This is a genomic window from Streptomyces sp. 5K101 (assembly GCF_046506645.1).
Lineage (GTDB): Bacteria > Actinomycetota > Actinomycetes > Streptomycetales > Streptomycetaceae > Streptomyces.
Genome location: NZ_JBKFFO010000024.1, coordinates 46,557 through 68,064, shown reverse-complemented (window position 1 = coordinate 68,064; position 21,508 = coordinate 46,557). Strand labels below are relative to the sequence as shown.

Below are 21,508 nucleotides of genomic sequence, written 5' to 3'. Positions count from 1 at the left end.
AACGCACCCGCGCCAAGATGAAACGCCTGGTCGCAATAGGAATCCTCACCGAGGCCGAGCCCGGCACCTTCAGCAAGAAGCGGTAACCAAGTCCGGAACGGACATCAACTCACGAACCGCCCACTCAGATCCTCAGGATCCAGTGTCTCGTGTGTCCAAGATCAAGGGTCAAGGCCCCAGCTGCGCCGCTGTGTGGCCACTTCCGCTCGTGGCGGGAGTCCTCGGCCCGACCGGCCCGACCGGCCCGTGGCCTGGGGGACGGTTGCGTGATCAGTGATCGGGGCTGGGCCGGTCGTTGATGAAGGAGTGCAGCAGGGCGTTGACGAGGTCAGGACGGGTGGCGAAGGCGAAGTGGTCGGTGCCGGGGAGTTCGGCCAGACGGGACTGGGGGATGGTCTGGCGGAGGTGCAGGGAGACGCTCGAGGGGACTTCCTGGCCGATCGTGCTGCTCATCACCAAGGTGGGGACGGTGATGGCGGGCAGCAGGTGGCGGTCGTCGTCGAGTGAGATGTTGTCGAAGAAGCCGAGCAGGGTCTCCACGCCCGCGTTGTAGCTCATCTCGCTGAACCAGGAGCCGAGCTCCGTGGCGCGGGCGGTGTCGACGTCGGCGAAAACCAGGTCTGGGTCGAGGACCGCGTCGGTGATTCCTTCGATGCCGCCCTCGCGGGCGGCGCCGGTGAAGTGGGCGATGCTGGCGTCGTCGAAACCGTGTGGCCAGTCGTGGCTGCGGCGGAACTTGGGGGAGCCGTTGAGGACGGCGAGCTTGCCTAGCAGCTGAGGGTGCTGAGCGGCGAACCGTAGTGCGACGTGCCCTGCGGACGCGAAGCCGACCACTGTGGGGCTCTCCAGGCGGAGGTGGGTGATGAGGGCAGTGAGGTCGGCGGTGTACAGCGCGGTGACGCTGCCCACGTTCGGAGGCAGTTTGTCGGAGGCGCCGTAGCCGCGCAGGTCGAGGAAGACGTTGCGGGCGTGGGGGTCGAAGAACTCCTTCTGGGCGGCCCAGGAGCGGGAGTCCAGGGGCAGACCGTGCACCCAGACGATGGGGTGGCTGCCCGTACCGGTCTCGTAGAAGGCGATCCTGCCTCCCTCTACGTCGAGGTGGCGGGCCTGGTCGAAGCTGAGCGGAGGCATGGTGGCGTGCTCCTGGCGTCGGGGGGGGGGTGCCGGGCGGCACCTCCCGCTGCGGGTGGTCACAGCCCGGTCGGGTAGGTGACGTTGTCCAGGCCGGGGACGGTCACCTTGGCGGGGTTGTTGTCGGCGGCGACGAGCTGGCTGACGGCGTAGTCCGTGACGGAGCCGGACAGGAGCTGGCGCGGGTCCTCCATGACCATTCGGAGGCGGGTGGTCATGGCGCGCCAGTCGTCGGGGCCGTGGATGACGGGCATCTCGCTGATCTCGCTGACGGACGGGTCGGTGATGTCGGGGACGGCGAGGCGGCCTGGGGCGTAGCGGGGAAGCCCGGAGAACATCAGATCGCCCAGTTCGACGGTGGCGCGGGTGTTGGACCAGATCTGGCGCAGTGGCTGCTCCAGGGCTGCCACCTTCGACAGATCTGCGTCGAGCGGGGTGGTGAAGGTGGGGGCGTGGGGCGCCATGTAGAGGCGTTCGAGAGGGAGCTGGTAGCCGGAGGCGCCCAGGAGCATCGTGGCCACGCTGGAGGTGTTCCAGGTGACACCGGCGGTGGGACGCCCCTGCTTGCCGGCGATGACCACCATGGCCCGGCTCCAGTCGATCTCCTGCTCACCAAACCAGTGGATGATCCGGCGGGAGATGTCCAGCCCGGTGAGGAAGAACGTGGCGATCATCATGTGGTTGACGGTTCCGTGGCCTTCGGCGCTGCCCTTGTCCAGGTACTCGGTGCGCAGGGCGGCGGCGTTGAAACGGCTTTCGTCCTTGAGGGCCGCGCTGAGGAAGCGGTCGGTGACGGCGAAGGTGTAGTCGACCATGTCGGCGATGGCCTGCTCGCGGCCGCGGTAGGTCTCGACGGCGATGGTGTCGCGCCACAGCTCGGCGCTGTTCGCCTCGCGGCTGCGCCGCACCTGGGTCAGCAGCCGTTCGGCGTCGGCGCGCCAGCCGGGGGCGGCGTACTTCTCCCGCAGCTGCACCAGGGTGGCGAGGGCGGGGCCGAGGTGGGACACGCCGGCGAGTTCCTTGAAGCCCTGGGTGGAGAAGCGGAAGCCCTCGACCGTGGGCGGTTTGCCACCGCCGGGGTAGAGCGCGAAGTCGGTGCCGGTGGCGACGATCAGCGGTGCGTCGGCCGTGTCGGCGGCGGCGGTACGGGTGAGGTGGGCGCCGATGCTGGTGGGGCCGGCCGTGTAGGTGGTGAACAGGTCGACGAGCTCGGGGCTTTCGTTGGCGGCCATGGGCGTTCCTTGTCGTGGAGCAAAAGGAGCGGAGGGGGGCGGGGATTTTAGGGGGCGAAGCGGTAGAGGACGGTGCGCGCGGCGAAGCGCACGTCGGCGGTGAGGCTGTGGGAGACCGCGATGAGCAGGCCCTCCTCGTCGTCGTCGATGACGGCGACGTCGGTGGCGCCCGTGGTGGGGAAGGTCTCTGTCTGCACCAGCTGCCCGTCGCGCCACTGGTACATCTCGGAGTCGAGGTCGGTGGTCGGGTCGGCCGGAGTGCCCAGGACGAAGTTCACGCGCACGACGTACACGGTCCCGTCCGCGGCCGGTACGACGGCGAACTCGCGCGCTCCCAGCCCGGGCAGCGTCTGATGGACGACGAAGCGCGAGCCGTCCCAGCGCAGCAGCTGCGACTCGCTCTGCAGCCGGGCCACCAGCAGGAAGAAGTCGCCGCCTGCGGTGAAGTGCACGAACGCGCGGCCGTGCCGGTCGGCCAGCTCCTGGTGCGGCTGGAACTTCTCTCCGTCGAAGCGGTAGAGCACCGACGGACCGACGTGCTCCGCGTGCGCCAGGAAGTGCTGGCCGTCGACGGTGAAGGCATGCCAGTTGTACGCCCACTTCGAGTCGATGTCCTGGAAGTGGACGAAGCGTTCACCGTCCCAGACGAATATCGGGGAGGGCAGGTTGTCGTCCTCCCGCCCGGGGATGACCACCCCCTGGGCCAGGGCCAGGAAGTGACGGTCCTCGATCGTGAAGTGCTTCCACTGCTTGGCGGCGAAGCTGTCGAAGGACTGGAACTCGACGAAGGAGCTGCCGTCCCATTCCAGGACACGCGAGGTGGCGGCGAACTGATAAGGGCCCTTACCGGTGCGGATGCTGGCCACGGCGAGGAAGGCGCGGTCGCCGATGCGGAAGAACTCCGCGTCCTCGCCGCCCGGCAACGACACACGCTGGAACGGCTCGTACCCCTGTTTGCCACGCTTGAGCAGCAGCAGGTCGGTGTCGCTGTCTCCCCCGTTCATGTCCACCGGGGTGCCCGGCACGTCGTAGGCGAGCTGGGGAATGGCGAGCAAATGCAGGCCGTCCAGGTCGAAGGGCTCCACGCCCCGGGCGCCCGAGGTGGGGATGGACTGGAACTCGGTGAGGTGTGTGCTGGGCATGGCTGTCGGACCTCTCCGCAGGAAGTACGGGTGGTGGGTACGTTGACCGGGGCGCGCGGTCCGTGTCGACGTGTCGCCCCGGGGCTGCCGTGATGCGGGTCAGCCGGGAAGGCCCGCCGAGGGCAGGGCGAAGTTGTTGTCGAAGACGTGGTCGGGGTCGTAGCGCGACTTGAGGAGCACCAGCCGGTCCAGCACCGCTCCCGGGAAGGCGTCCCGCAGCTGTCGTGGTCCGGTGCCCGTTTCGAAGCTCAGGTAGAGCCCCTTCAGGTGTGGGTGAAGCTGTTCCCAGTGCCGGTCGAGGTTCTTGCGTCCCGCCGGCACGGTGGCGGCCATCAGCGAGAAGTTCTGCGTGCGGTGCGCGTAGGCCGTCGCGGTCGAGGGCGTGTCGTTGACCGCTCCGCCGACGGACCGCAGCTGCACCATGGGCGCCCTTGCGGCCACCAGCAGCGATGCGATGGCCGCGGCGGCGGGCTCGGTGAGGTGCTCCAGCAGCCCGGACCGCGACACCGTGAGCGGCTGCTGCGCGTACTGCGCCGCGTGCGTGGCTGGCAGCAGCTGGTGGTACGGAGTGACGAAGGCCTGGTTCCGCAGCACGGGCCCGGAGGACAGCACGGGTGCGAGCGCCTCACGCGCAGTCTCGGTGTCCGCCCCCGCGTGCACGGTCATCGCCTGGGCGACGGGCTGTCCACCGGGGCCCGACATGAGCGTCAGGAAGCTGGTGACCGTTCGGGGCGCCGCCTCCACGGCAGCCCCCCACCGGGTCAGGAACGCCGCTGTGTCCCCGGCGTCGAAAACGGTGACCGTGGCGATCACGTCGCCCACCGGCTCGGCCTGGAACTCGAACGCCGTCGCGACCCCGAAGTTGGCTCCCGCGCCGCGCACCGCCCAGAACAGGTCCGGGTCGTGATCGGCGTCGGTCCGCACGAGGGAGCCGTCCGCCAGGACCAGCTCGGCGGCGCGCATGTGATCGATGGTGAGGCCGTGCAGGCGGGACATGAGGCCGATACCGCCGGTGGTGGCCAGCCCGCCGACTCCGACGTCTCCGGTGTCCCCGGAGGACAGGGCCAGACCGTGGGGCGCGAGCTGGGCGGCGACGTCTCCCCAGCGTGCTCCCGCCTCCACACGTACCAGCCCGGATCGGGCGTCGAGCACCTTCACGGCATTGAGTGAGGAGAGGTCGACGACGATGCCGCCGTCGTTGGTGGAGCGGCCGCTGATGCCGTGGCCGCCGCTGCGCACGGTGAGGGGAAGCCGTGCGGTGCGGGCGTGGGCCAAGGCGGCTGCGATGTCCTCGTGATCGCGAACGCGTATCACGGCGGCCGGTGATCCGGTGCGGGTGTAGGTGTGCCGCACGTTGTCGTAGTCGCTGTCGCCCGGCCGGATCGCGACCGCGGCGAGACTGTCGGGCAGGGGAAGCCGAGAGGCCGGCGGTGAGCTGTCGATGGTGCGCATGGATGCCTCCGCGGTCTCCGTACGGGGACGGGGATCCGCACGTGTCCTTTACTGGGGTGGGGTCCTACTGGGGTGGGGTGGTCCGCACGCCGTGGGCGCGGGTGATCAGGTACTGCAGCGGGGCGTCGGCGTACGGGCCGCTGCGGGCGACGAGCCGGCCCGCGTGCTGCCCGAGGTCCTCGGCGCTGAACCAGCCGGGGTTGTCCGCTCCGATCGCGGCCCGTGGACGGGTGCGGATGGGGCCGATGATGAGCTCGTACACGCCCGGGCCCGCACCGTTCAGTTCCGCGTCCAGTGAGCGCACCAGTGACTTCTTCGCCGCGTTGGTGGCTCCCACGAGGGCGGCGAACGGATAGGGGATGTCCGCGCTGAAACCGCTCAGGTGCACCAGCGCTCCCTCTCGGGACAGCAGGGGGGTTAGCGCACGCAGCGCGTGGAAATGGCTCGTCAGGTTGGAGGCGATCATTTCCTCCCACTCACGGTCGGAGATGTCGAGGATGCCGGTGCGCTCCGGGCTCCCCCAGTCGCCGATCGAGACGACGGCGCCGTCCAGCGCGCCAAAGGGCGACAGCTGTGCGCGCACCTTCTCGCTGTCGGCATCGCCGACATTGACGGTCCGGGTGATCAGGGTGCCGGGCTGCCCGGCTGCCCTGACGTAGTCGGCGAGACCAGCCAGTCGTTCCTCGCTGCGACCGGTGGCCACGACGGTGGCTCCCTGGCGAAGCAGGGCGAGGGTCATTCCCTCGCCGATGCCACCGGTCGCGCCCGCCACCAGAACGGTCCGCCCGGACAGCAGCCGGTCCTCCTGTATCTCGCTCATGGGCGATCTCCTCTCTGCGTGGCGGGCCGCGACCCGCTATGGGATGGGTGTGATGACTGGCCGGTACTCGCCGTGCTCGCGTCGACAGCCTCAGGCGGCGGCGCGCTTGCCCAGTTCGACGGCGTTGCCGAAGGAGCGGGCGCTCATGGCCATGGCCGGCACGTTCTCCTGCATCAGGCGCATGCGGTGGGGGGCGTCGTGGAACTGGGGGTCGAGCTGGAACTCGGCGGCCAGGGAGAACCAGGTCACCGGGACGGCACCGGCCTGGACCATGCGCTGGATCGCCGCGTTGTGGGCCTCGAGCGAGGGGCTGGCGGAGGCGTCGACCGCCACGTGCACGCGGTAGCCCTCACGCAGGCCGCCGAGCACGGTCTGCAGCACACACCCGTCGGTGGCGATGCCGCCGATCACCAGGTTCTGGCGGCCCTCCGCCCGGACCGCCTCGGCGAACGACTCGTCGAGGAAGGAGTTGAAGTCGACCGCGCGCTCGATGACCGGCTGGTCGCCGAGGGCCTCCAGCAGTTCCGGGTACAGCGGGCCGGACGGCTTGCTGGACTGGCCGTTGGTCACCACCAGGCCGCTTCCGTACCACTTCGCGGTCTTCGCCAGGCCCACGACGTTGTTGATGTGCTCCGCGAGGTCATGGGAGCGCAGGAGGTTCGCGAAACCGACGGCGTAGTCGACGAGGACGACGGTGGTGTTGGCCGGGGTGAGGGACTCAGGTGCCATGACTGGCCTTCTTTCTCTTGTGGTGAACGGCAGCGACGGTTCGGCCGCCGAGCAGACCGAGCAAGCCGACTCGCTGGTGACCGCTTGGTCATTAGTGAAGGTAGTCCCTCGGGCTTCTGATGTCCAGGTGGTCACTTAAAGAGTTTGCTTGCTCGGAGCAAATAGTGATGAATCAGTGCAAACAGGAAACCACTGTTCGCGCGCCTAATGACCACTAGGTCATCATGTTAGTAACCTCGTGTATACTTACGGGATGGACACGCCACCCACGAACCTCGCCGACCAGGACGCCGCTCCGGCAAAGAAGCGCAGGCGGGACCCGGAAGCAAGCAGGGCCGCGATCCTCGAAGCCGCCCGGGCTGCCTTCGCCGAGCGCGGCTACGCCAAGACGACCGTCCGCGATGTCGCGCGCCGGGCCGGAGTGACTCACGGCCTGGTCCTGCGGCACTTCACATCCAAGGAACAGTTGTTCCTCGCCGCGGTCCCCAGCCCCCGCACGCTCATGGCGGAAGTGGCCGGCGACACCAAGACCTTGCCGACGCGCATCGCCCGGTCCTACGTCCGGCGCATGGCCGAGAGCGGAGGCAGCGACCCGTTCGTGGCCATGTTGCGTGCGGTGGCCTCTGAGGAGGAGACCGCCAAGCGGTTGTTCACCGCGATGCAGCAGGACAGTCTGGAGATGTACCGGCAGGTGATTCCCGGCCCCGAACTGGAGGAGCGCGTGGCGTCTGTGGGCGCCTATCTCATCGGGGTGACGTTCTCCCGGTACGTCTTCAGGAGCGGGCCGCTGGCCGAGATGTCGGACGAACGGCTCGTCCGGCACCTCATCCCCAACCTGCGCAGCATTCTGCTGGACTGATGGGTACCGCCTGAGCACCTTCGCCGCCAGAGCGTCTCCTGTGGCCGGCTCCGGCCGGCCCTTGTAGTCCTGTCGCCCCGGCGAGCGAAGCGCGAAGGGCCGTCGACGTTGCGGTCAGTGGTCCTCGAGCGGGTTGGCCACCAGCGCGTCCCAGTCGAGACCGGTGAGTTCCTCGCCGGGCGGGACCAGGTCGTATGTCTCGAAAAGCCAGTCCTCCACCCGGTGCAGATCCAGTTCGAACAGCACCTGCATGCCGCAGCGCTCCAGGCGCAGGCGCAGCATCGGCCGACCTTTGCTGATCCTCGGCCAGATCCGCACGTCCCCGATCCCCGCCGGCGCCAGCAGGCCGTCGTGGAGAAGGTCACGGCCGATCTTCCAGGTGACGGGAGGCCCGATTTTCGGGCGGAAGGTGACCGAGACGATAAGAGGATCATTGCGATCGAAACGGAACTCGGCTCGGAGCGGACTCCGTTGGGAGTCCCCAACGATCCACAAGATCTGCAGTGACAGGGGGACCACCCCGTGCGAATTCGGCCCTGGGGGCCAGGGGCCAGGCAGGTTCTCCATCATGAGTTCGACTCTCTGGTGCGATTTGTTCTACGGAATGCTTCCTGCGGTACCACCGCCCTCTCTCGGACACGCCCCTGACGCGTACACGCAGGGCCCTGGGACGGCCCGGGGCACTGCGGACGCGACGGTGACGGTGAGGGTCAAGCAGTAGTGACGGTCAGTCGGTGCCGAGCGCCGTGCGCAGGGTGCTGATCGCCTGGGTGATCGCGGCCTCGGCGGCGTGGGTGTCGCGCAGGGCGTTGAGCATGACGAAGTCGTGGATGATGCCCAAGGCGCCGCGTCCGGCTGCGGGGAGTCTGGGGTGCGGCCACGGAGAATGTGGGGTGCGGCCTGGGGCGGCCCGGTCGGCCGGGCCGCCCGGCAAGGGTCAGGAACCGCTGTGGAGGTCGGCGTAGAGGAAGCGGTTGGCCTGGTCGACGGCCGCCTTGGCGGCGTTGGTGTTGGCGAGGGCGTTGAGCATGGCGAAGTCGTGGATGGTGCCCTCGTAGCGGACGGCGGTGACGTCGTTGCCCGCGGCGCGGAGCTTGGCTGCGTATGCCTCGCCCTCGTCGCGCAGCACGTCCGCCTCGGCGGTGATGACCAGGGCCTTGGGCAGGTCCTTGAGCTGGTTGAGGTCGGCGCGCAGCGGGGAGGCCAGGATCTGCTTGCGGTCCTTGGCGTTCGGGGCGTAGGCGTCCCAGAACCACTTCATGGCCTTGCGGGTCAGCCAGGGGCCGTCGGCGTACTGCCGGTAGGACGGGGTGGTGAAGTTGGCGTCGGTGACGGGGTAGAAGAGCATCTGCCCGCTCAGCTTCGGTCCGCTGCGCTGCTTGGCCATGAGCGTGACGGCAGCCGCCATGTTGCCGCCGACGCTGTCACCGGCGACGGCGACCTTTGAGCCGTCGACGTTGATCTCGTTGCCGTGCTCGGCGACCCACTTGGTGGCGGCGTACACCTGCTCGATGGCAATGGGGTAGCGGGCCTCGGGCGAGGGCGTGTAGTCGACGAAGATGACGGCGGCGCGGGCACCGTTGGCGATCTGCCGGACCAGCCGGTCGTGGGTGTTCTCGTTGCCCAGGACCCAGCCGCCGCCGTGGATGTACATCACGGCGGGCAGCTTGCCGCTCACACCCGTCGGCCGGACTATGCGGATGGTCACCTTGCCGGTGGGGCCGACGTTGATGGTGCGGTGGGTGATGTCGGCCGGGGGCTTGGCGACGGGCCCGGACTGGGCGCTGTCCAGGGCCTTGCGGGCGTCGGCGTAGGACAGGGTGTAGATCGGGGGGTTCTTCGCGGCGGCGTCGGCGAAAGTCTGGGCGTCCTTCTCCAGGACCACGCCCTGGTGCGTGGCGGACGAGGATGGGGTGGCGGAGGCGGTGGCGTTGATGCTGATCGTGACCGCGGTGACAAGTGCGACGGCGGCGGCGACGGCCGCCTTGCGGCTGATGCGAACACGGGTGGTGGACATGGAGAACTCCTGGTGCGGTGGTGATGAAGAGGGCGTGGTATGGAGGGTGCCCTGACCCGCCCCGCCGGTCGGACGGCAGGTCAGGGCACCGGGCTTGCGCACCCTGGCTACGAGGTGGCCACGGTGCCGGTTGAGTGCGGTCAGGCGGTGCCGAGCGCAGTGCGGAGGGTGGCGATGGCCTGGTTGATGGCGGCCTCGGCGGCGTGGGTCTCGCGCAGGGCGTTGAGCATGACGAAGTCGTGGATGATGCCCTGGTAGCGGACCGCGGTGACCGGGACGCCGGCCTGGCGGAGCTTGTTGGCATAGGCCTCGCCCTCGTCGCGCAGCACGTCGGCCTCGGCGGTGATGACCAGGGCCGGGGGCAGGCCCGTGAGCTGTTCGGTGGTGGCGCGCAGCGGGGAGGCGGTGATCTCGGCGCGCTGCTGCTCGTCGGTCGTGTACTGGTCCCAGAACCACTGCATGGCATCCCGGCGCAGGAAGTAACCGGTCGCGAACTGGTGGTAGGAGCCGGTGTCGAAGCTCGCGTCGGTGACCGGGTAGAACAACACCTGCTGCACCAGGGGGACGTCGCCGCGCTCCTTGGCCATGAGGGTCAGCGCGGCGGTCATGTTGCCGCCCACAGAATCGCCCGCGACGGCCAGGCGGGAACCGTCCAGTCCCTTGGACACACCCTGCCCCACGACCCACTGCGCGACCGCGTAGTTCTGCTCGATGGCGACCGGGTAACGGGCCTCGGGCGACAGGTCGTACTCGGGGAAGACGACGGCCGCGCGGGCGCCGACGGCGAGTTCGCGCACCAGGCGGTCGTGCGTGTGGGCGTTGCCGAACACCCAGCCCGCACCGTGGATGTAGAGGATCACCGGCAGCGTCCCCTCGACGCCGGCGGGCCTGATGATGCGCGCCCGGACACTGCCCGTCGGCCCGCCCGGGACGGTGACCCACTCCTCGTCGATCGCGGGCTTGTCGATCTCGCCGGACTGCACCTCGTCGACCGCCTTGCGGCCCTCCACCGGACCGAGATCGAACAGGTACGGCGGATTGGCGGTCGCCTCCGCGAAGGCAGCTGCAGCGGGCTCCAGGACCGGCTGAACCGGCTCGATGGCGTCAGACATGTCAATCTCCTGGGGTGTTGGGTTGGTACACCGGCCCTTCCGGCGACATGACACGGATCATGCGCAGATCTCCCGGTGTGTGTTGATCGTCACGCTAAGACCACTGCCTGGGCGGTGATTGACGGCGCGCGCACCGCTGCTTGTTCTTCAGCGAACGGCAGGTGTCGCCGACCGTCACCCGCCGCTGAGCGGTTCTGCTCAGCGTGATCAGCCGTCCGTCTCTGGCCGAGACGGTCGGCGCATGTCGACACGCTCAGTGGGTTCAGGCTCCAGGCGATATCGCGGTCGGTGATCCTGGCACGCCGCCGAGGTCACGCCGATCCGAGGCGCCGCAACTCACGTTGGTTGATCACCCAGAGGCCGCCGCGCCGGTGCGCGGCCTGTCGAGGCGGGAGCCGGCGAGGGCCCGCATGCCGCCAGCACGTCGCTGGAAGCTGTATGCGCCCTCCTGGCGTGGCTCTTTTCCGCCCCCTCAGCGAGCAGGGGCGGCAGTGTGCGCCGCCTGCCATTGGCTCGGGGACATGCCATAGGCGGCCCGGAACGCCCGGGTGAAATGGGCGGGATGGGGGAATCCCCAACGCTGTGCGATCGCCGACACGCTGGGAGCGGATCGCCCGCCGCGGTGGAGTTCCTCGCGGCATTTCTCCAGGCGACGCTGCTTGATCCAGCGGCTCACGGTCGTGGCTTCGCCTTGGAACAGTTTGTGCAGGTAGCGCACGGAGATCTGGTGGGCGCTCGCGATCGCCCCCGGTGTCAGGCCGGGGTCGGCGAGGTGCTCTTCGATGAACGTTTTGACCCGCAGGAGCAGCGCATGGGAAGCATCGGGTTCGGCGCTCCCGTCCCCGTCATGGCCGAGCTGCCCGACGAAGAGACTCGCGAGGAGGTTCATGGCGTGGCCCGCGAGCCGCTCGCCCACCTCGGGTCCGCAGTCCGCCGCTTGAGTGGCGAGCCCGGAAAGGAAGCACGAGACCAGCGCGCCCAGCCCCTGGTCTCCGCGGACGGTCACCCAGGTGATCCGTCTCAGTTCGGCGCTGTTCAGTCCCAGGGCATGGCGCGGGACGACAAAGCACACGGTTTGTCCTTCGGACCGCAGCCGGCATGGACGGGCGGCCTCGAAGACCGTGAAGTCTCCCGCCCGCAGGACCGCTTCCCTTCCGTCCTGGGTGAGCGTCCCAGGCCCGCCGCACTGAAGGGCGATGGCCAGGTGTTTCTCCCGGCCGCCCGCCGTCAGGCTCGGCCCGCCGACCGGCTGGTCCGCCTCGCCGTCCACCGTGAAGATTTCCACGTAGGCGAGGCGGCCGGTCGTCGCGCCGCTGCCGGGGCCACTGGTCAAGACATCCATGGTTTGCCCTGTGCTGGATCACAGACGGCACGTGTGTCCGCCTTTACGTTGCAGTCCCTTGCTCCGGCATGTCGGGCAGCGGCCGCCCCAGGGCAGGCAGGCTGCTGCGTTCCTGCCACTCGCGCGGCGACATCCCGTAGGCCGCGCGGAACGCCCGGCTGAAGTGGGCCAGGTGGGTGAACCCCCAGCGCCGTGCGACCGAACCCACCGTCGGGATGCGTAGGCCGCGGCGATCCAGCTCGCGGCGGCACTCCTCGAGCCTGCGCCGCAGGATCCACCGGCTCACGGTCATGCCTTCGCCTTGGAAGAGCTTGTGCAGATAGCGCGTGGAGATGCCGTGCGCCCGGGCGATCGACTCGGGCGACAGGCCGGGATGGGCCAGGTTGCGGTTGATGAAGAACCGGATCCGCAGAAGCAGGGCGCGCTGGGCGGTCTCGGCGTCGATCCTGTCGTGACCGAGTCGTTCCGCGCACAGCGTGGCCAGCAGGTCGGTCACGTTGCGCGCGAGCTGTTCGCCGATCTCCGGGGAGTACGAGGCGGAGGCGTCGGCGAGGCGCGACAGGAACGGCGACAGGAGCCGCCCCAGTCCGTCGTCACCGCGGATGACCCCTCCGGTGAGGTTGTGCAGATCCGAATCCGGCACGAGCAGGGCAGGCCTCGGCAGCATGACCGACACGATCTCGACCGGCTCCGCGTACACCGAGGCATAGGGGCGGTACGAGGTCAGGATGACCATGTCGCCCGGCCGCATCGCGCCCTCCTGCCCGCTGTCCTGTGCCACCACCCTCGGTGTTCCGCGGCGCTGCAGGCCGACGAGCACGTATTCCTCGGGATCATGTGAAAACAGGCGGTGAGTGCGGCTGACATGAGCGGGACCGGACAGCACCGTGTTGATCCGCAGAGGACCGAGCTGGTTGCTGGCGATGGAGGCCGAAAACGGTCTCGGCCCTTCGAGGAAGTTCATGTTGTGACGGAAGTGGGTCTGCATCACGAGGTCAGCGAAGAAGGCGTGCCGGTCTCGTGGTGCTACCTGGTCCGTTGAGACGATGACGGTCATGGTGACTCCGTCGAATCCTTTCTGCCATGGATGAGTCCGCGCAGGCCCAGCTCGCGGGACCGCTGCGATGTCTGCGCTCGTTGCCACCTGCACCGGTGCGGCACGTACTCCGCATCTGCAGAGTCACCGCCCGACCGACTGTGTGGCGCACGAGGCCGCCCCGTCCGCTGGTCGCCCATGTCGCGATGGGGCCGCGTGGTGCGCGACGGCCGACCGGATCGTCCCGGACGACCCCACTGTCGCCGTGTGTATCGGAGAATCCGCTGCCGTGCCGGCCCACTTCCGGGCTCGGTCGCTCGCTCGCTGAGGAAGACGTGCGGCGTCTCGTTGACCTCTCGGGGTCGTTCAGGCGACGTTGTGCAGGCTGCCTAAACCGGGATCAAGCTCGCTTTCTGCATCAGCACGGGCCCGTATGCGGTCGCGCGGAGAGGCGGGACGCGGTTGGCCCTGGCCGTAAGCGTGGATGTATGTGGAGATATCGGCACGATTGTCCGTGCTGATCCGGACGTGGGGCATGGCTGGCTCCGGTTATGTCGGTGTGGCCGACCAACGCCTGCACATCGGGTGGTCGGCACGCCTGAGTTTCCGGTGCCCGAGGCCGCGAGACATCTGTCAAATGACAGCGGTCGGCGTCACAGGTGGGCGCGAATGGCTGCTGAGAGGCGGTACGGGAGACTCCGGCCTCACGGGCGACTCCGGCGCTCGTCACCTCCCCCGCGTGTGTCGCTCCGCATCAAGAAGCCCTCGTCCGTCCCTTGCCTACGCACCGGCCCGCGCTTACCTTTGCCGCTACTCACACGTGTCCATACCACGTGTGAGTACCTGTGTCAGCGTTCTTTCGAGACGCCTCTCGCCGCATCCCCGTTCGCGTCTCCCAGTACGAAGGCGGTCGCATGACCACCACCCCTCCCCGCCCCGACCACGCTCCTCCGTACACGGAGCAACGCCGCCCGCCCGAGCGCAGCGCCCGCCCCTGGGTCGTCACCACGATGGCCCTGGCGCAACTGGGACTCTTCCTGGCCCTGCTCACCCCGGTCTTCTCCAGCCTGGCGATCAAGGTGCAGGACATCGTCCCCAAAGACGGAGAGGTCTCCGCGCTCGGCATGGTCAGCAGCCTTGGCGCACTGGCTGCGTTCCTCGCCAACCCGGTCTTCGGCCGGATCAGTGACCGGACGACAGGCCGGTTCGGCCGACGCCGGCCCTGGCTGGTGATCGGCGCCCTGGGACTGACCGTCGGCCTCGCCGTCATCGCCACCGCGCAGAGTCTGGCGGTCGTCGCCGTTGCCTGGTTCCTGAGCCAGATGTTCGCCAACGCCGCCCTGGCCGCGTTCACCGCGTCGGTTGCCGACCAGATACCGGTCTTCCAGCGGGGCCAGGTCGCCGGCCTGATCGGCGTCATGCAGAACCTGGCCATCCTCGGCGCCGCCTACGCGGCGAGGATCCTCGGCACGGACGTGCTCCTGCTGTTCATGGCTCCGGCGGCGGTCGGGCTCGCCCTGGTCGTGCTGTACGTGATCGCCCTGCCCGACAAGGTGCTGCCGCAGCGTCCGCCGTCCGGCGGCGGCCTTCGCATGGTGCTCAGGACGTTCTGGGTGAACCCCCGCAGGCACCCGGACTTCGCCTGGACCTTCGTCTCCCGCTTCATGGTGATCCTGGCGATGTTCATGTTCACCACCTTCCGGCTGCTGTTCCTTCAGGACCAGCTGGGTCTGTCGGACGAGCGGGCAGTGTCCGTCATGGCCACCGGCGTGCTGGTCTACACCCTGGTCCTGATAGCTGCGGGCCAGCTGGCCGGATGGCTGTCCGACCGCTTGCGGCGCCGCAAGGTCTTTGTCGGGATCTCGGCGCTCGTCTTCGGTGTCGGCACCGCCATGTTGATCACGACTCACTCCGTCGCCGGCTTCTACGCCGCAGAAGCGGTCCTCGGCCTCGGCTTCGGCGTCTACGCGGGCGTGGACCTCGCCCTCGTCCTCGATGTCCTGCCCGATCCGGAGGATTCGGCCAAGGACCTGGGCGTGTTCAACATCGCCAATGCCGCACCGCAGTCCATCGCTCCCGCCATTGGCGCGCTGCTGGTCAACACCGCGGGCGGCCACGAATACCACCTGCTGCTCGGCGTCGCCGCCGCGGTCTGCGTGGTCGGCGCCCTGGCCGTCATCCCCATCAGGAAGGTGCGCTGATCCGTGTCCACGGTTCACCCCACGCCGCCCGGACCACCACCAACGTCAGATGCTCACCGGCGCCGACGCCTGGTCGCCGCGACCTGACAACGGCTGGTATGGGAGAGGTGTCAGAGATCGGTGGGAATGGCTGCGGGGTAGCGGTTGAAGGCCTCCCGGGCGATCTCCACGCGGCTGCGCAAGCCGAGCTTGGCGAGGATGTGGGAGATGTGCGTCTGCGTGGTGCGCCGGGTGAGGAACATGCTCTGTGCGATGTCGGAGGTGGAGCTGCCGGCCGCGACCAGGAGGGCGACCTTGTGCTCGGTCGGGGTCAGGGCGTCCCAGCCGTGCGCGGGCCGCTTGGTCCGGGCGCCGCGCACGCCGCTGCGGATCCCGTGCCGGCGCAGCCGCGCCTCGGCACGGCGGATGTCCCAGACCGCGCCGAATCCGCCGTAGAGGTCGAGCGCTTCGCCGATCAGGCGCTTGGACTCACCCGCGTTCCCGTGTTCAGCGAGGACGACGGCCAGGTCCTCCAACGTTCCCGCCAGCTCCACCGGCACGCCGACGGCCCGGTAGTGCTCCATCGCCGACCGCAACGGCGCCGGATCGCGCTCGTAGAGTCCTGAGCACCGGTCGGCGGCGGCCGTGGCGCGGGCCGGGACCTGCTCGGCGGCTGCCTCGGCCCGGCAGGCGGCCAGCGCGGCCGCGGCGGCGGAGTCGTCGTCCACGGCGAGTGCCAGGCGGACAACCGTGGGCAGCCACTGGTGGATCAGCGTCATCTCGCCCGGCTCCCGGGTGAGGAGACCGCCGAGGTGCGAGAGAGCCAGGTGCGGGTCCCCCTTCTGCTCGGCGGAGAGCGCCCGCGCGAACAGCAGGAAGTCGGTGTTCTCCCGATCGGCGACCGTGACCGGTGGCTGACGCAGCCCGGCCCGCAAGTGCCCCTCGGCCGCGGCGCGATCGTCCCGGCGGACGGCGATGAGGGCGGCCAAGCCGTGCCACAGCCACATGGGGCCGCGCTCGCGCAGACCCCGGTAGGTCATCGCGGAGACACTCTGGTCGACCGATTCGAGCTCCGCCAGCGTGTCGTCCCACTGGCCCAGCCAGTAGGTGAGGACTGCGGCGGTGACGCTGAACCTGGCGTCATCGGTCCGGTCGTCGTCGAGCAGGAACTGCCGCGCCTGCCGAAGGGCTGCCTCGGCGTCCGACCACCGGCTCAGGTTCTGCAGGGTGAAGATGCGGGCATGCAGTGCATAGCACCGCAGGTCCGCGTGGTCGTCGGCGGCGTTCAGTATCTCCAGCGCCCGGTCCACGCAGTCCAGAGCGGACAGGTACTGCCGCTGTACGGAGTGGGTGAGCCACAGATCGGTGAGCGCATACGCGATGGCGAACGTGTCTTCGGCCCTCTCACCGATCTCCAGTGCGCGGCGCGCACTGGCGTCCGCGGCTTCCAGCGCGCCCGATCCGGCCCGCTGAAACATCGCCAAGGAGCCGAGCAACCGTGCGCGCCAGGCGTCGGGCAGATCTTCCTCCAATGCCTGATCCAGCGTTGCGACCGCCGCGTCGTTGTCACCGCCGCTGAACAGCGCGCGGGCCAGCACCCAGTACATCCGCCCACGGTCGGCCGGCTCTCCCGACACCGCCAGGGCCTGCTGGGCGCGGCCCGCGGCCTTCTCGTGCTCGCCCGCGCCCACCAGGATCTGGGCAAGAGCCGCGCTCAACGCGGCACGGTCACGCTCGTCCGCGACCCCGTGTTCCAGTTCCCGGTCCAGCAACTCGGCCGCGAGGCTCGGGGCCCTGACCGCCAGCACAGGAGCGGTGTCGGCGAGCCAGCGCCGGGCCCAGCGGTCGCCGACGCGACCCGACTCCAGCAGTTGCTGCGCCACCCGTTGGGGCTCGACACCGCCGATACCGTCCAGCGCCCTGGCCGCGTCCTGGTGCAGCGCAACGCGAAGCGCCGTCGGTATGCCGTCGTACAGCGCCTGGCGGATCAGCGGATGCCGAAACGCCATCTGGTGACCGGTATCGACGAGGATCCCGGCTGCGACCGCCTCGTGGAGATCACCTGAGATGTCGATGGTGGACCGGCCCAGGAGCGCTGCCACCTCCCCGACCGCGAACTCCCTGCCGAGCAGCGCGGCCACCCGCAGCATGTCGAGCGCGTCGGCCCGTACGAAGCTCAGCCGGCTGTCCAGCGCCGCGGCCAACGACCTCCGGACGGTGCTCAACGAGGTGTCCCGCAGCTCGGCACGCTCGCCGACCGTCACGACGCCTTCACGCGCCAGGGACTCGACCAGCTCCCGCACGTACAGGGGATTGCCGCTGGCCTGGGCGGCAAGCTCGACCAGCGCGGGACCCGGCGGCGCACCGGCGACATCGGACAGCAGATCACGGATCGCGTCCGGGCCGAGGGGCCCCACCGATATCGTTGTCGTGGCGTGGCCGCGCAGCGCGGCGAGTAGCTGCCGCATCCCGGCTCCGCGAGGCACCGGCCGGAAGGACAGGACCAACAACAACGGCAGGTGCGCGGCGGTCGACGCCAGGCGTCGGCACACGTCCAGCGACGCGTCGTCGGCCCATTGCATGTCGTCGAGCACCATCATGGTCGGCGCGGTAGCACAGTCCTCCTCGACCAGGGTGTGGAGCATCTCGATCAGCACGGCGTGCACGGCGTTGCTCAGGAGGAGGTCGGGCCGCTCGGCGCGCGCGAAGCGCAGCATCTCGGCGCGGCGGGCATCGTCCGCCCGCTGTTTGATCTCCAGGCAGTCGCACAGCAATCGCAGCGGCAACGGGTGCGCGACCTGGTCCGCGGTGCCGTGCAGCACCGTGCAGCCGGACTCCTTGCCGGCCGCGGCCGCCGCGGCGACCAGCGACGACTTGCCGATACCGGGCTCACCCTCGACCAGGACCACGCCACCGGTGCCGGCTCGCAGCCGTGCGATGGCGTCCCGCAGCACCGCCAGCTCGGCCTCGCGTCCGACAAGACGAGTCGGGAGGCCCGACGACATCGTCGGGTCCCCCCGCCGGACAGGGGATATCCGGGGTCTACGAGTGGTATCTCCTGTGCCCGTCCTCATGTGACCGCTTTCCCGCCGCTTCACCCATCTCCGACACAGAAAGCGTACTGTCGTAGCCGCTCCGTGCCATGAGACGGTAAAACCTGGAATGCGGTGAGGGAGCGCTTACACGCCCTGAGGGAGTCGAGACCTGACTGATGATCTCGAATGCGTGATGTTGTCATGGGTCGCGTTGCCGCTGCAGGATTTGAAAACTCCCTCGGATCTGCAGTCAGAAAGCCGCGAGTAAGTCGCTCCGGGCGCCGTCGGTGCCGGGTGCTCAGCGGGCCACGAGTCGGCGGAGCTCCGAGGCGATCTGGTCGGGGGCTTCTTCGGCCATGAAGTGGCCGCAGTCGACGGTCGTGTGGGCCAGCTTCGGTGCCCAGGCGGACCACAGCGCCCGGGCGTCGAAGCCGAGGGCGGCGCCCCAGTCCTGCTGGAGTACGGCGACTGGCATGTCCAGTCGGCTGCCGGCGTTCCTGTCGGCTTGGTCGTGGTCGACGTCGATGCCGGCGGAGGCGCGGTAGTCGGCCACGATCGAGGGCACCGCGTCGCGGCAGGCGTCCAGGTAAGCGGCGCGGATGTCAGCGGGAACGGCCTCGGGGTCGCGGGTCCAGATGTCGAGGAAATGGCCGAAGAAGGCGTCCGGTGCGGCCGCGATCATCTGCTCGGGCAGGCCCGGGGGCTGGGCCATCAGGTAGAGGTGGAACCCGATGGCGGCTTTCGTTCCGCGCATCACCTGCCACATGTCGAGGGTCGGCAGAACGTCGAGGCAGGCCAGGTGGGTGATGGTGGCGGGGTGGTCGAGTCCGGCGCGGAAGGCGACCAGGGCGCCGCGGTCGTGGCCGGCCAGGGCGAACCGCTCGTGGCCGAGCGTGCGGGCCAGGGCGACGATGTCGGCGGCCATGGTGCGCTTGGAGTACATGTCCGGGCCGGTCTCGGCGGGCTTGTCGCTCGCGCCGTAGCCGCGCAGGTCGGGGCAGATGACCGTGTGGTCCGCCGCGAGGTCGGCGGCGACGTGCCGCCACATCAAGTGGGTCTGAGGGAAGCCGTGCAGGAGCACGATCGGGCTGCCCGAGCCGCCGACGGCGGCGTTGAGGGCGATGCCGTCGGCGACCTGGACGCGCTGGTAGTCGAAGCCGGGGATGGTCGGTGCTGCCACGGTGTGCTGCTTTCGTCGGTGCGGGAGGGTCCGCGGTCGGGCGGACACCATCGAGACTGCCGCGCGCGAATCAGCATCCGGTCAGCGCGTACCGTGGCAGGCAGGCAGGCGGGCAGGGCAAGGTCGGGAGGCGGGGATGGAGCGGATCACCTTCGGTGTGCTCGGGCCAGTGGTCGCGTGGGATGCGGCCGGTGGCGTTCTCGGGCTGAAGGGACCGCGGCACCGGGCGGTGCTCGCTCGGCTGATCACGGCGCGCCGACGCGTGGTTCCGGTCGCCCACCTCGTGGAGGACCTGTGGGACGAGCCCGGGCCGGGCGCCGTGGGTGCCGTACAGACCTTCGTCGCCGCGCTGCGCCGTGTCCTGGAGCCGGACCGTCCGGCCCGGGCTTCAGCGCGCCTGCTGGTCACCGAGGGCCCCGGGTACGCGCTGCGGGCAGCACCGGATGCCGTGGACGCCTGGCGGTTCGAGGCGGCCGTCGGTGCCGCCGCGCAGCTACCGCCCCAGCGGGCACTGGAACAACTGCAGGCTGCGCTGGACATGTGGCGTGGCCCGGCGTACGCGGAGTTCGTCCAGGAGACCTGGGTACGCGGGGAGCGCTCCCGCTTGGCCGAGCTGCGGCTGCAAGCGGTGGAGCAGCAGGCGCAGGCCCGGCTGGCCCTCGGGCTGGCCGCCGAGGCGGTACCCGACCTGGATGCCCACCTGGCCGAGCATCCCTGGCGTGAGGAGGGCTGGCGGCTGCTGGCCCTGGCGCTCTACCGCGCGGGCCGACAGGCGGATGCACTCGCGGTGCTGCGCCGGGCCCGGACCGTACTGGCCGACGAGCTGGGCCTGGACCCCGGCCCGGAGCTGCGCCGACTGGAGACGGACATCCTCACCCAGGACCCGCGCCTCGACCTTCCGGACGAACCGATGACGGCGGCGGCCCGGCTTTGGACACGGGCGGCCGCGGCCTACGACCGCACGGTCGCCGCAGGCCCGCGGGCCCGGCTGGAGGCGACAGTCGGACTCATCCGCACTCTCGCGGTCACCGGAGGCGGCGGGCTGCAGGCGGCCCAGGAACACCGCCTGGCGACCATCACCGCGGCGGAAGAGCTCGGCGACCCGGAGCTGACCGCCCGCGTGATCGGTGCCTACGACGTCCCCGCGATCTGGACTCGCAACGACGACCCGCAGCAGGCGCAGCAGATCGTCGCGGCCGCCGAGCGCACCCTGGCCGCCCTGCCAAGCGGCGGCCCACACGAGTCGGCGCGCTGCCGCCTACTGGCCACAGTCGCACTGGAGATGCGCGGCACCCGCTCCGCACGCGGCCCGCAGGCCGCACACGAGGCGGAGGAGATCGCCCGGCGCCTGGACGATCCCACGCTGCTGGCGTTCGCCCTCAACGGGGCCTTCATGCAGTCCTGCACCCGGGCCGGGCTCGCGCCGAGACGGGATGCGCTTGGCGCGGAGCTGGTCGCGCTGGCCATCCGCCACGGCCTGGTGACCTTCGAAGTCCTCGGCCACCTGATCCAAGTGCAGGCGCGCAGCGCGCTCGGCGACTTCCGGGCGGCCGACGAGCACGCCGCCGCCGCGGACCGTCTGGCCGAGCGCCACGAACGGCCGCTGGCGAGCGTCTTCACCCAGTGGTATCGGGCGCTGCGTCTGGCTGCTTCCGGGCAGACCGCACAGGCGGAGGCCGCGTACCGGGCGGCCTCCGCACGGCTGGACGGTGCCGGCATGCCCGGCGTTGAGCACGGCCTGCTGCGCTTCGCCCAGCTGTGCCTGCATCTGGTCGGCGCCAGCACGTCCGCAGCGGAGGCCGCCGAGCACGTCGACGCGGGGGCGGACTGGGGGCCGTACCGTCCCTGGGCCGAGGCCTTCGTCCCGCTGCGCACCGGCCGCCGCGCCGAAGCCCGGGGGATGCTGCGCGCCTTGCCGGAGCCGCCCGCGGACCTGATGTACGAGGCGCTGTGCTGCCTGGAGACAGCAGTCGCCCTGGAACTCGGCGACCGGGTCGCGCTGGAGCGACTCCACACCCGCCTGCTGCCGGCCGCGGGCGAACTCGCGGGCGCGGGCAGCGGCCTGGTCACCCTCGGTCCTGTGGACGGGTGGCTCACTGCCATCACCGATGCGCTCGACTGACGTGCTCGGATCCGGCTGCGTGGCTCTCACCTGGTATGTGGTCAGGGGCCGACGTCGTGGGCGTGCCGGACCGGGCGCACCACCGGGGGATTGTCTCGTACGAGACGACGCTCTTGCGC

At 69.9% G+C, this 21,508-nt stretch carries 16 protein-coding genes; 3 read left to right on the top strand and 13 right to left on the bottom strand.

Translation table 11 applies throughout. The features are described from left to right. Window positions 1–270: 270 nt before the first annotated feature. The 6 genes from ACLB9X_RS30335 to ACLB9X_RS30310 form a co-directional block, all read right to left on the bottom strand. Entirely contained in the window at window positions 271–1,131 is an 861-nt protein-coding gene (locus ACLB9X_RS30335) for an alpha/beta fold hydrolase (RefSeq protein ID WP_410363637.1), read from the bottom strand. A gap of 59 nt (window positions 1,132–1,190) precedes the next feature. Further along, window positions 1,191–2,363 carry a DUF5624 domain-containing protein gene (locus ACLB9X_RS30330; RefSeq protein ID WP_410363636.1) on the bottom strand — a complete coding sequence of 391 codons (1,173 nt, stop codon included), beginning with the start codon at window positions 2,361–2,363 and terminating at the stop codon, window positions 1,191–1,193. Window positions 2,364–2,410: 47 nt separating this feature from the next. Further along, entirely contained in the window at window positions 2,411–3,505 is a 1,095-nt protein-coding gene (locus tag ACLB9X_RS30325) for a hypothetical protein (protein ID WP_410363635.1), read from the bottom strand. Between the two features lie 99 nt (window positions 3,506–3,604). Next, complete coding sequence (locus ACLB9X_RS30320; protein ID WP_410363634.1) at window positions 3,605–4,957, bottom strand: FAD-binding oxidoreductase; 1,353 nt, start codon at window positions 4,955–4,957, stop codon at window positions 3,605–3,607. Between the two features lie 64 nt (window positions 4,958–5,021). After that, window positions 5,022–5,777 (bottom strand): SDR family NAD(P)-dependent oxidoreductase, encoded by a 756-nt coding sequence (locus ACLB9X_RS30315; protein ID WP_410363633.1) that lies wholly within the window; start codon window positions 5,775–5,777, stop codon window positions 5,022–5,024. Window positions 5,778–5,867: 90 nt separating this feature from the next. Then, window positions 5,868–6,506, bottom strand: a complete 639-nt coding sequence (locus tag ACLB9X_RS30310) for an isochorismatase family protein (protein WP_410363632.1) — start codon at window positions 6,504–6,506, stop codon at window positions 5,868–5,870. Window positions 6,507–6,759: 253 nt separating this feature from the next. Between ACLB9X_RS30310 and ACLB9X_RS30305 the strand changes: the two genes are divergently transcribed. Then, window positions 6,760–7,365 (top strand): TetR family transcriptional regulator, encoded by a 606-nt coding sequence (locus ACLB9X_RS30305; RefSeq protein ID WP_410363631.1) that lies wholly within the window; start codon window positions 6,760–6,762, stop codon window positions 7,363–7,365. A 114-nt stretch (window positions 7,366–7,479) separates the two neighbouring features. Here the strand turns inward: ACLB9X_RS30305 and ACLB9X_RS30300 are convergent, their stop codons facing one another. The 5 genes from ACLB9X_RS30300 to ACLB9X_RS30280 form a co-directional block, all read right to left on the bottom strand. Further along, window positions 7,480–7,935, bottom strand: a complete 456-nt coding sequence (locus tag ACLB9X_RS30300) for an SsgA family sporulation/cell division regulator (RefSeq protein WP_410363630.1) — start codon at window positions 7,933–7,935, stop codon at window positions 7,480–7,482. A gap of 367 nt (window positions 7,936–8,302) precedes the next feature. Beyond that, window positions 8,303–9,382: an alpha/beta hydrolase gene (locus ACLB9X_RS30295; RefSeq protein ID WP_410363629.1), complete on the bottom strand. Its 1,080-nt coding sequence runs from the start codon at window positions 9,380–9,382 to the stop codon at window positions 8,303–8,305. A 140-nt stretch (window positions 9,383–9,522) separates the two neighbouring features. Beyond that, entirely contained in the window at window positions 9,523–10,494 is a 972-nt protein-coding gene (locus ACLB9X_RS30290; RefSeq protein ID WP_410363628.1) for an alpha/beta hydrolase, read from the bottom strand. Window positions 10,495–10,966: 472 nt separating this feature from the next. Next, window positions 10,967–11,827 carry a helix-turn-helix domain-containing protein gene (locus ACLB9X_RS30285; protein WP_410363627.1) on the bottom strand — a complete coding sequence of 287 codons (861 nt, stop codon included), beginning with the start codon at window positions 11,825–11,827 and terminating at the stop codon, window positions 10,967–10,969. Between the two features lie 52 nt (window positions 11,828–11,879). Then, complete coding sequence (locus ACLB9X_RS30280; RefSeq protein ID WP_410363626.1) at window positions 11,880–12,893, bottom strand: helix-turn-helix domain-containing protein; 1,014 nt, start codon at window positions 12,891–12,893, stop codon at window positions 11,880–11,882. An 893-nt stretch (window positions 12,894–13,786) separates the two neighbouring features. Between ACLB9X_RS30280 and ACLB9X_RS30275 the strand changes: the two genes are divergently transcribed. After that, entirely contained in the window at window positions 13,787–15,073 is a 1,287-nt protein-coding gene (locus ACLB9X_RS30275) for an MFS transporter (protein WP_410363625.1), read from the top strand. A 110-nt stretch (window positions 15,074–15,183) separates the two neighbouring features. Here the strand turns inward: ACLB9X_RS30275 and ACLB9X_RS30270 are convergent, their stop codons facing one another. Beyond that, window positions 15,184–18,057, bottom strand: a complete 2,874-nt coding sequence (locus tag ACLB9X_RS30270; protein ID WP_410363624.1) for a helix-turn-helix transcriptional regulator — start codon at window positions 18,055–18,057, stop codon at window positions 15,184–15,186. Window positions 18,058–18,385: 328 nt separating this feature from the next. After that, window positions 18,386–19,318 carry an alpha/beta fold hydrolase gene (locus ACLB9X_RS30265; RefSeq protein WP_410363623.1) on the bottom strand — a complete coding sequence of 311 codons (933 nt, stop codon included), beginning with the start codon at window positions 19,316–19,318 and terminating at the stop codon, window positions 18,386–18,388. 85 nt (window positions 19,319–19,403) lie between these two features. On the opposite strand from ACLB9X_RS30265, the gene ACLB9X_RS30260 reads away from it, so the two are divergent. Continuing rightward, complete coding sequence (locus ACLB9X_RS30260) at window positions 19,404–21,389, top strand: BTAD domain-containing putative transcriptional regulator (RefSeq protein ID WP_410363622.1); 1,986 nt, start codon at window positions 19,404–19,406, stop codon at window positions 21,387–21,389. Window positions 21,390–21,508: the final 119 nt, after the last annotated feature.

Coding starts and splice junctions, on each gene's coding strand:
- ACLB9X_RS30335 (WP_410363637.1), bottom strand. CDS start 1,131: ATGCCTCCGCTCAGCTTCGACCAGGCCCGCCACCTCGACGTAGAGGGA.
- ACLB9X_RS30330 (WP_410363636.1), bottom strand. CDS start 2,363: ATGGCCGCCAACGAAAGCCCCGAGCTCGTCGACCTGTTCACCACCTAC.
- ACLB9X_RS30325 (WP_410363635.1), bottom strand. CDS start 3,505: ATGCCCAGCACACACCTCACCGAGTTCCAGTCCATCCCCACCTCGGGC.
- ACLB9X_RS30320 (WP_410363634.1), bottom strand. CDS start 4,957: ATGCGCACCATCGACAGCTCACCGCCGGCCTCTCGGCTTCCCCTGCCC.
- ACLB9X_RS30315 (WP_410363633.1), bottom strand. CDS start 5,777: ATGAGCGAGATACAGGAGGACCGGCTGCTGTCCGGGCGGACCGTTCTG.
- ACLB9X_RS30310 (WP_410363632.1), bottom strand. CDS start 6,506: ATGGCACCTGAGTCCCTCACCCCGGCCAACACCACCGTCGTCCTCGTC.
- ACLB9X_RS30305 (WP_410363631.1), top strand. CDS start 6,760: ATGGACACGCCACCCACGAACCTCGCCGACCAGGACGCCGCTCCGGCA.
- ACLB9X_RS30300 (WP_410363630.1), bottom strand. CDS start 7,935: ATGATGGAGAACCTGCCTGGCCCCTGGCCCCCAGGGCCGAATTCGCAC.
- ACLB9X_RS30295 (WP_410363629.1), bottom strand. CDS start 9,382: ATGTCCACCACCCGTGTTCGCATCAGCCGCAAGGCGGCCGTCGCCGCC.
- ACLB9X_RS30290 (WP_410363628.1), bottom strand. CDS start 10,494: ATGTCTGACGCCATCGAGCCGGTTCAGCCGGTCCTGGAGCCCGCTGCA.
- ACLB9X_RS30280 (WP_410363626.1), bottom strand. CDS start 12,893: ATGACCGTCATCGTCTCAACGGACCAGGTAGCACCACGAGACCGGCAC.
- ACLB9X_RS30275 (WP_410363625.1), top strand. CDS start 13,787: ATGACCACCACCCCTCCCCGCCCCGACCACGCTCCTCCGTACACGGAG.
- ACLB9X_RS30270 (WP_410363624.1), bottom strand. CDS start 18,057: ATGTCGTCGGGCCTCCCGACTCGTCTTGTCGGACGCGAGGCCGAGCTG.
- ACLB9X_RS30265 (WP_410363623.1), bottom strand. CDS start 19,318: ATGGTGTCCGCCCGACCGCGGACCCTCCCGCACCGACGAAAGCAGCAC.
- ACLB9X_RS30260 (WP_410363622.1), top strand. CDS start 19,404: ATGGAGCGGATCACCTTCGGTGTGCTCGGGCCAGTGGTCGCGTGGGAT.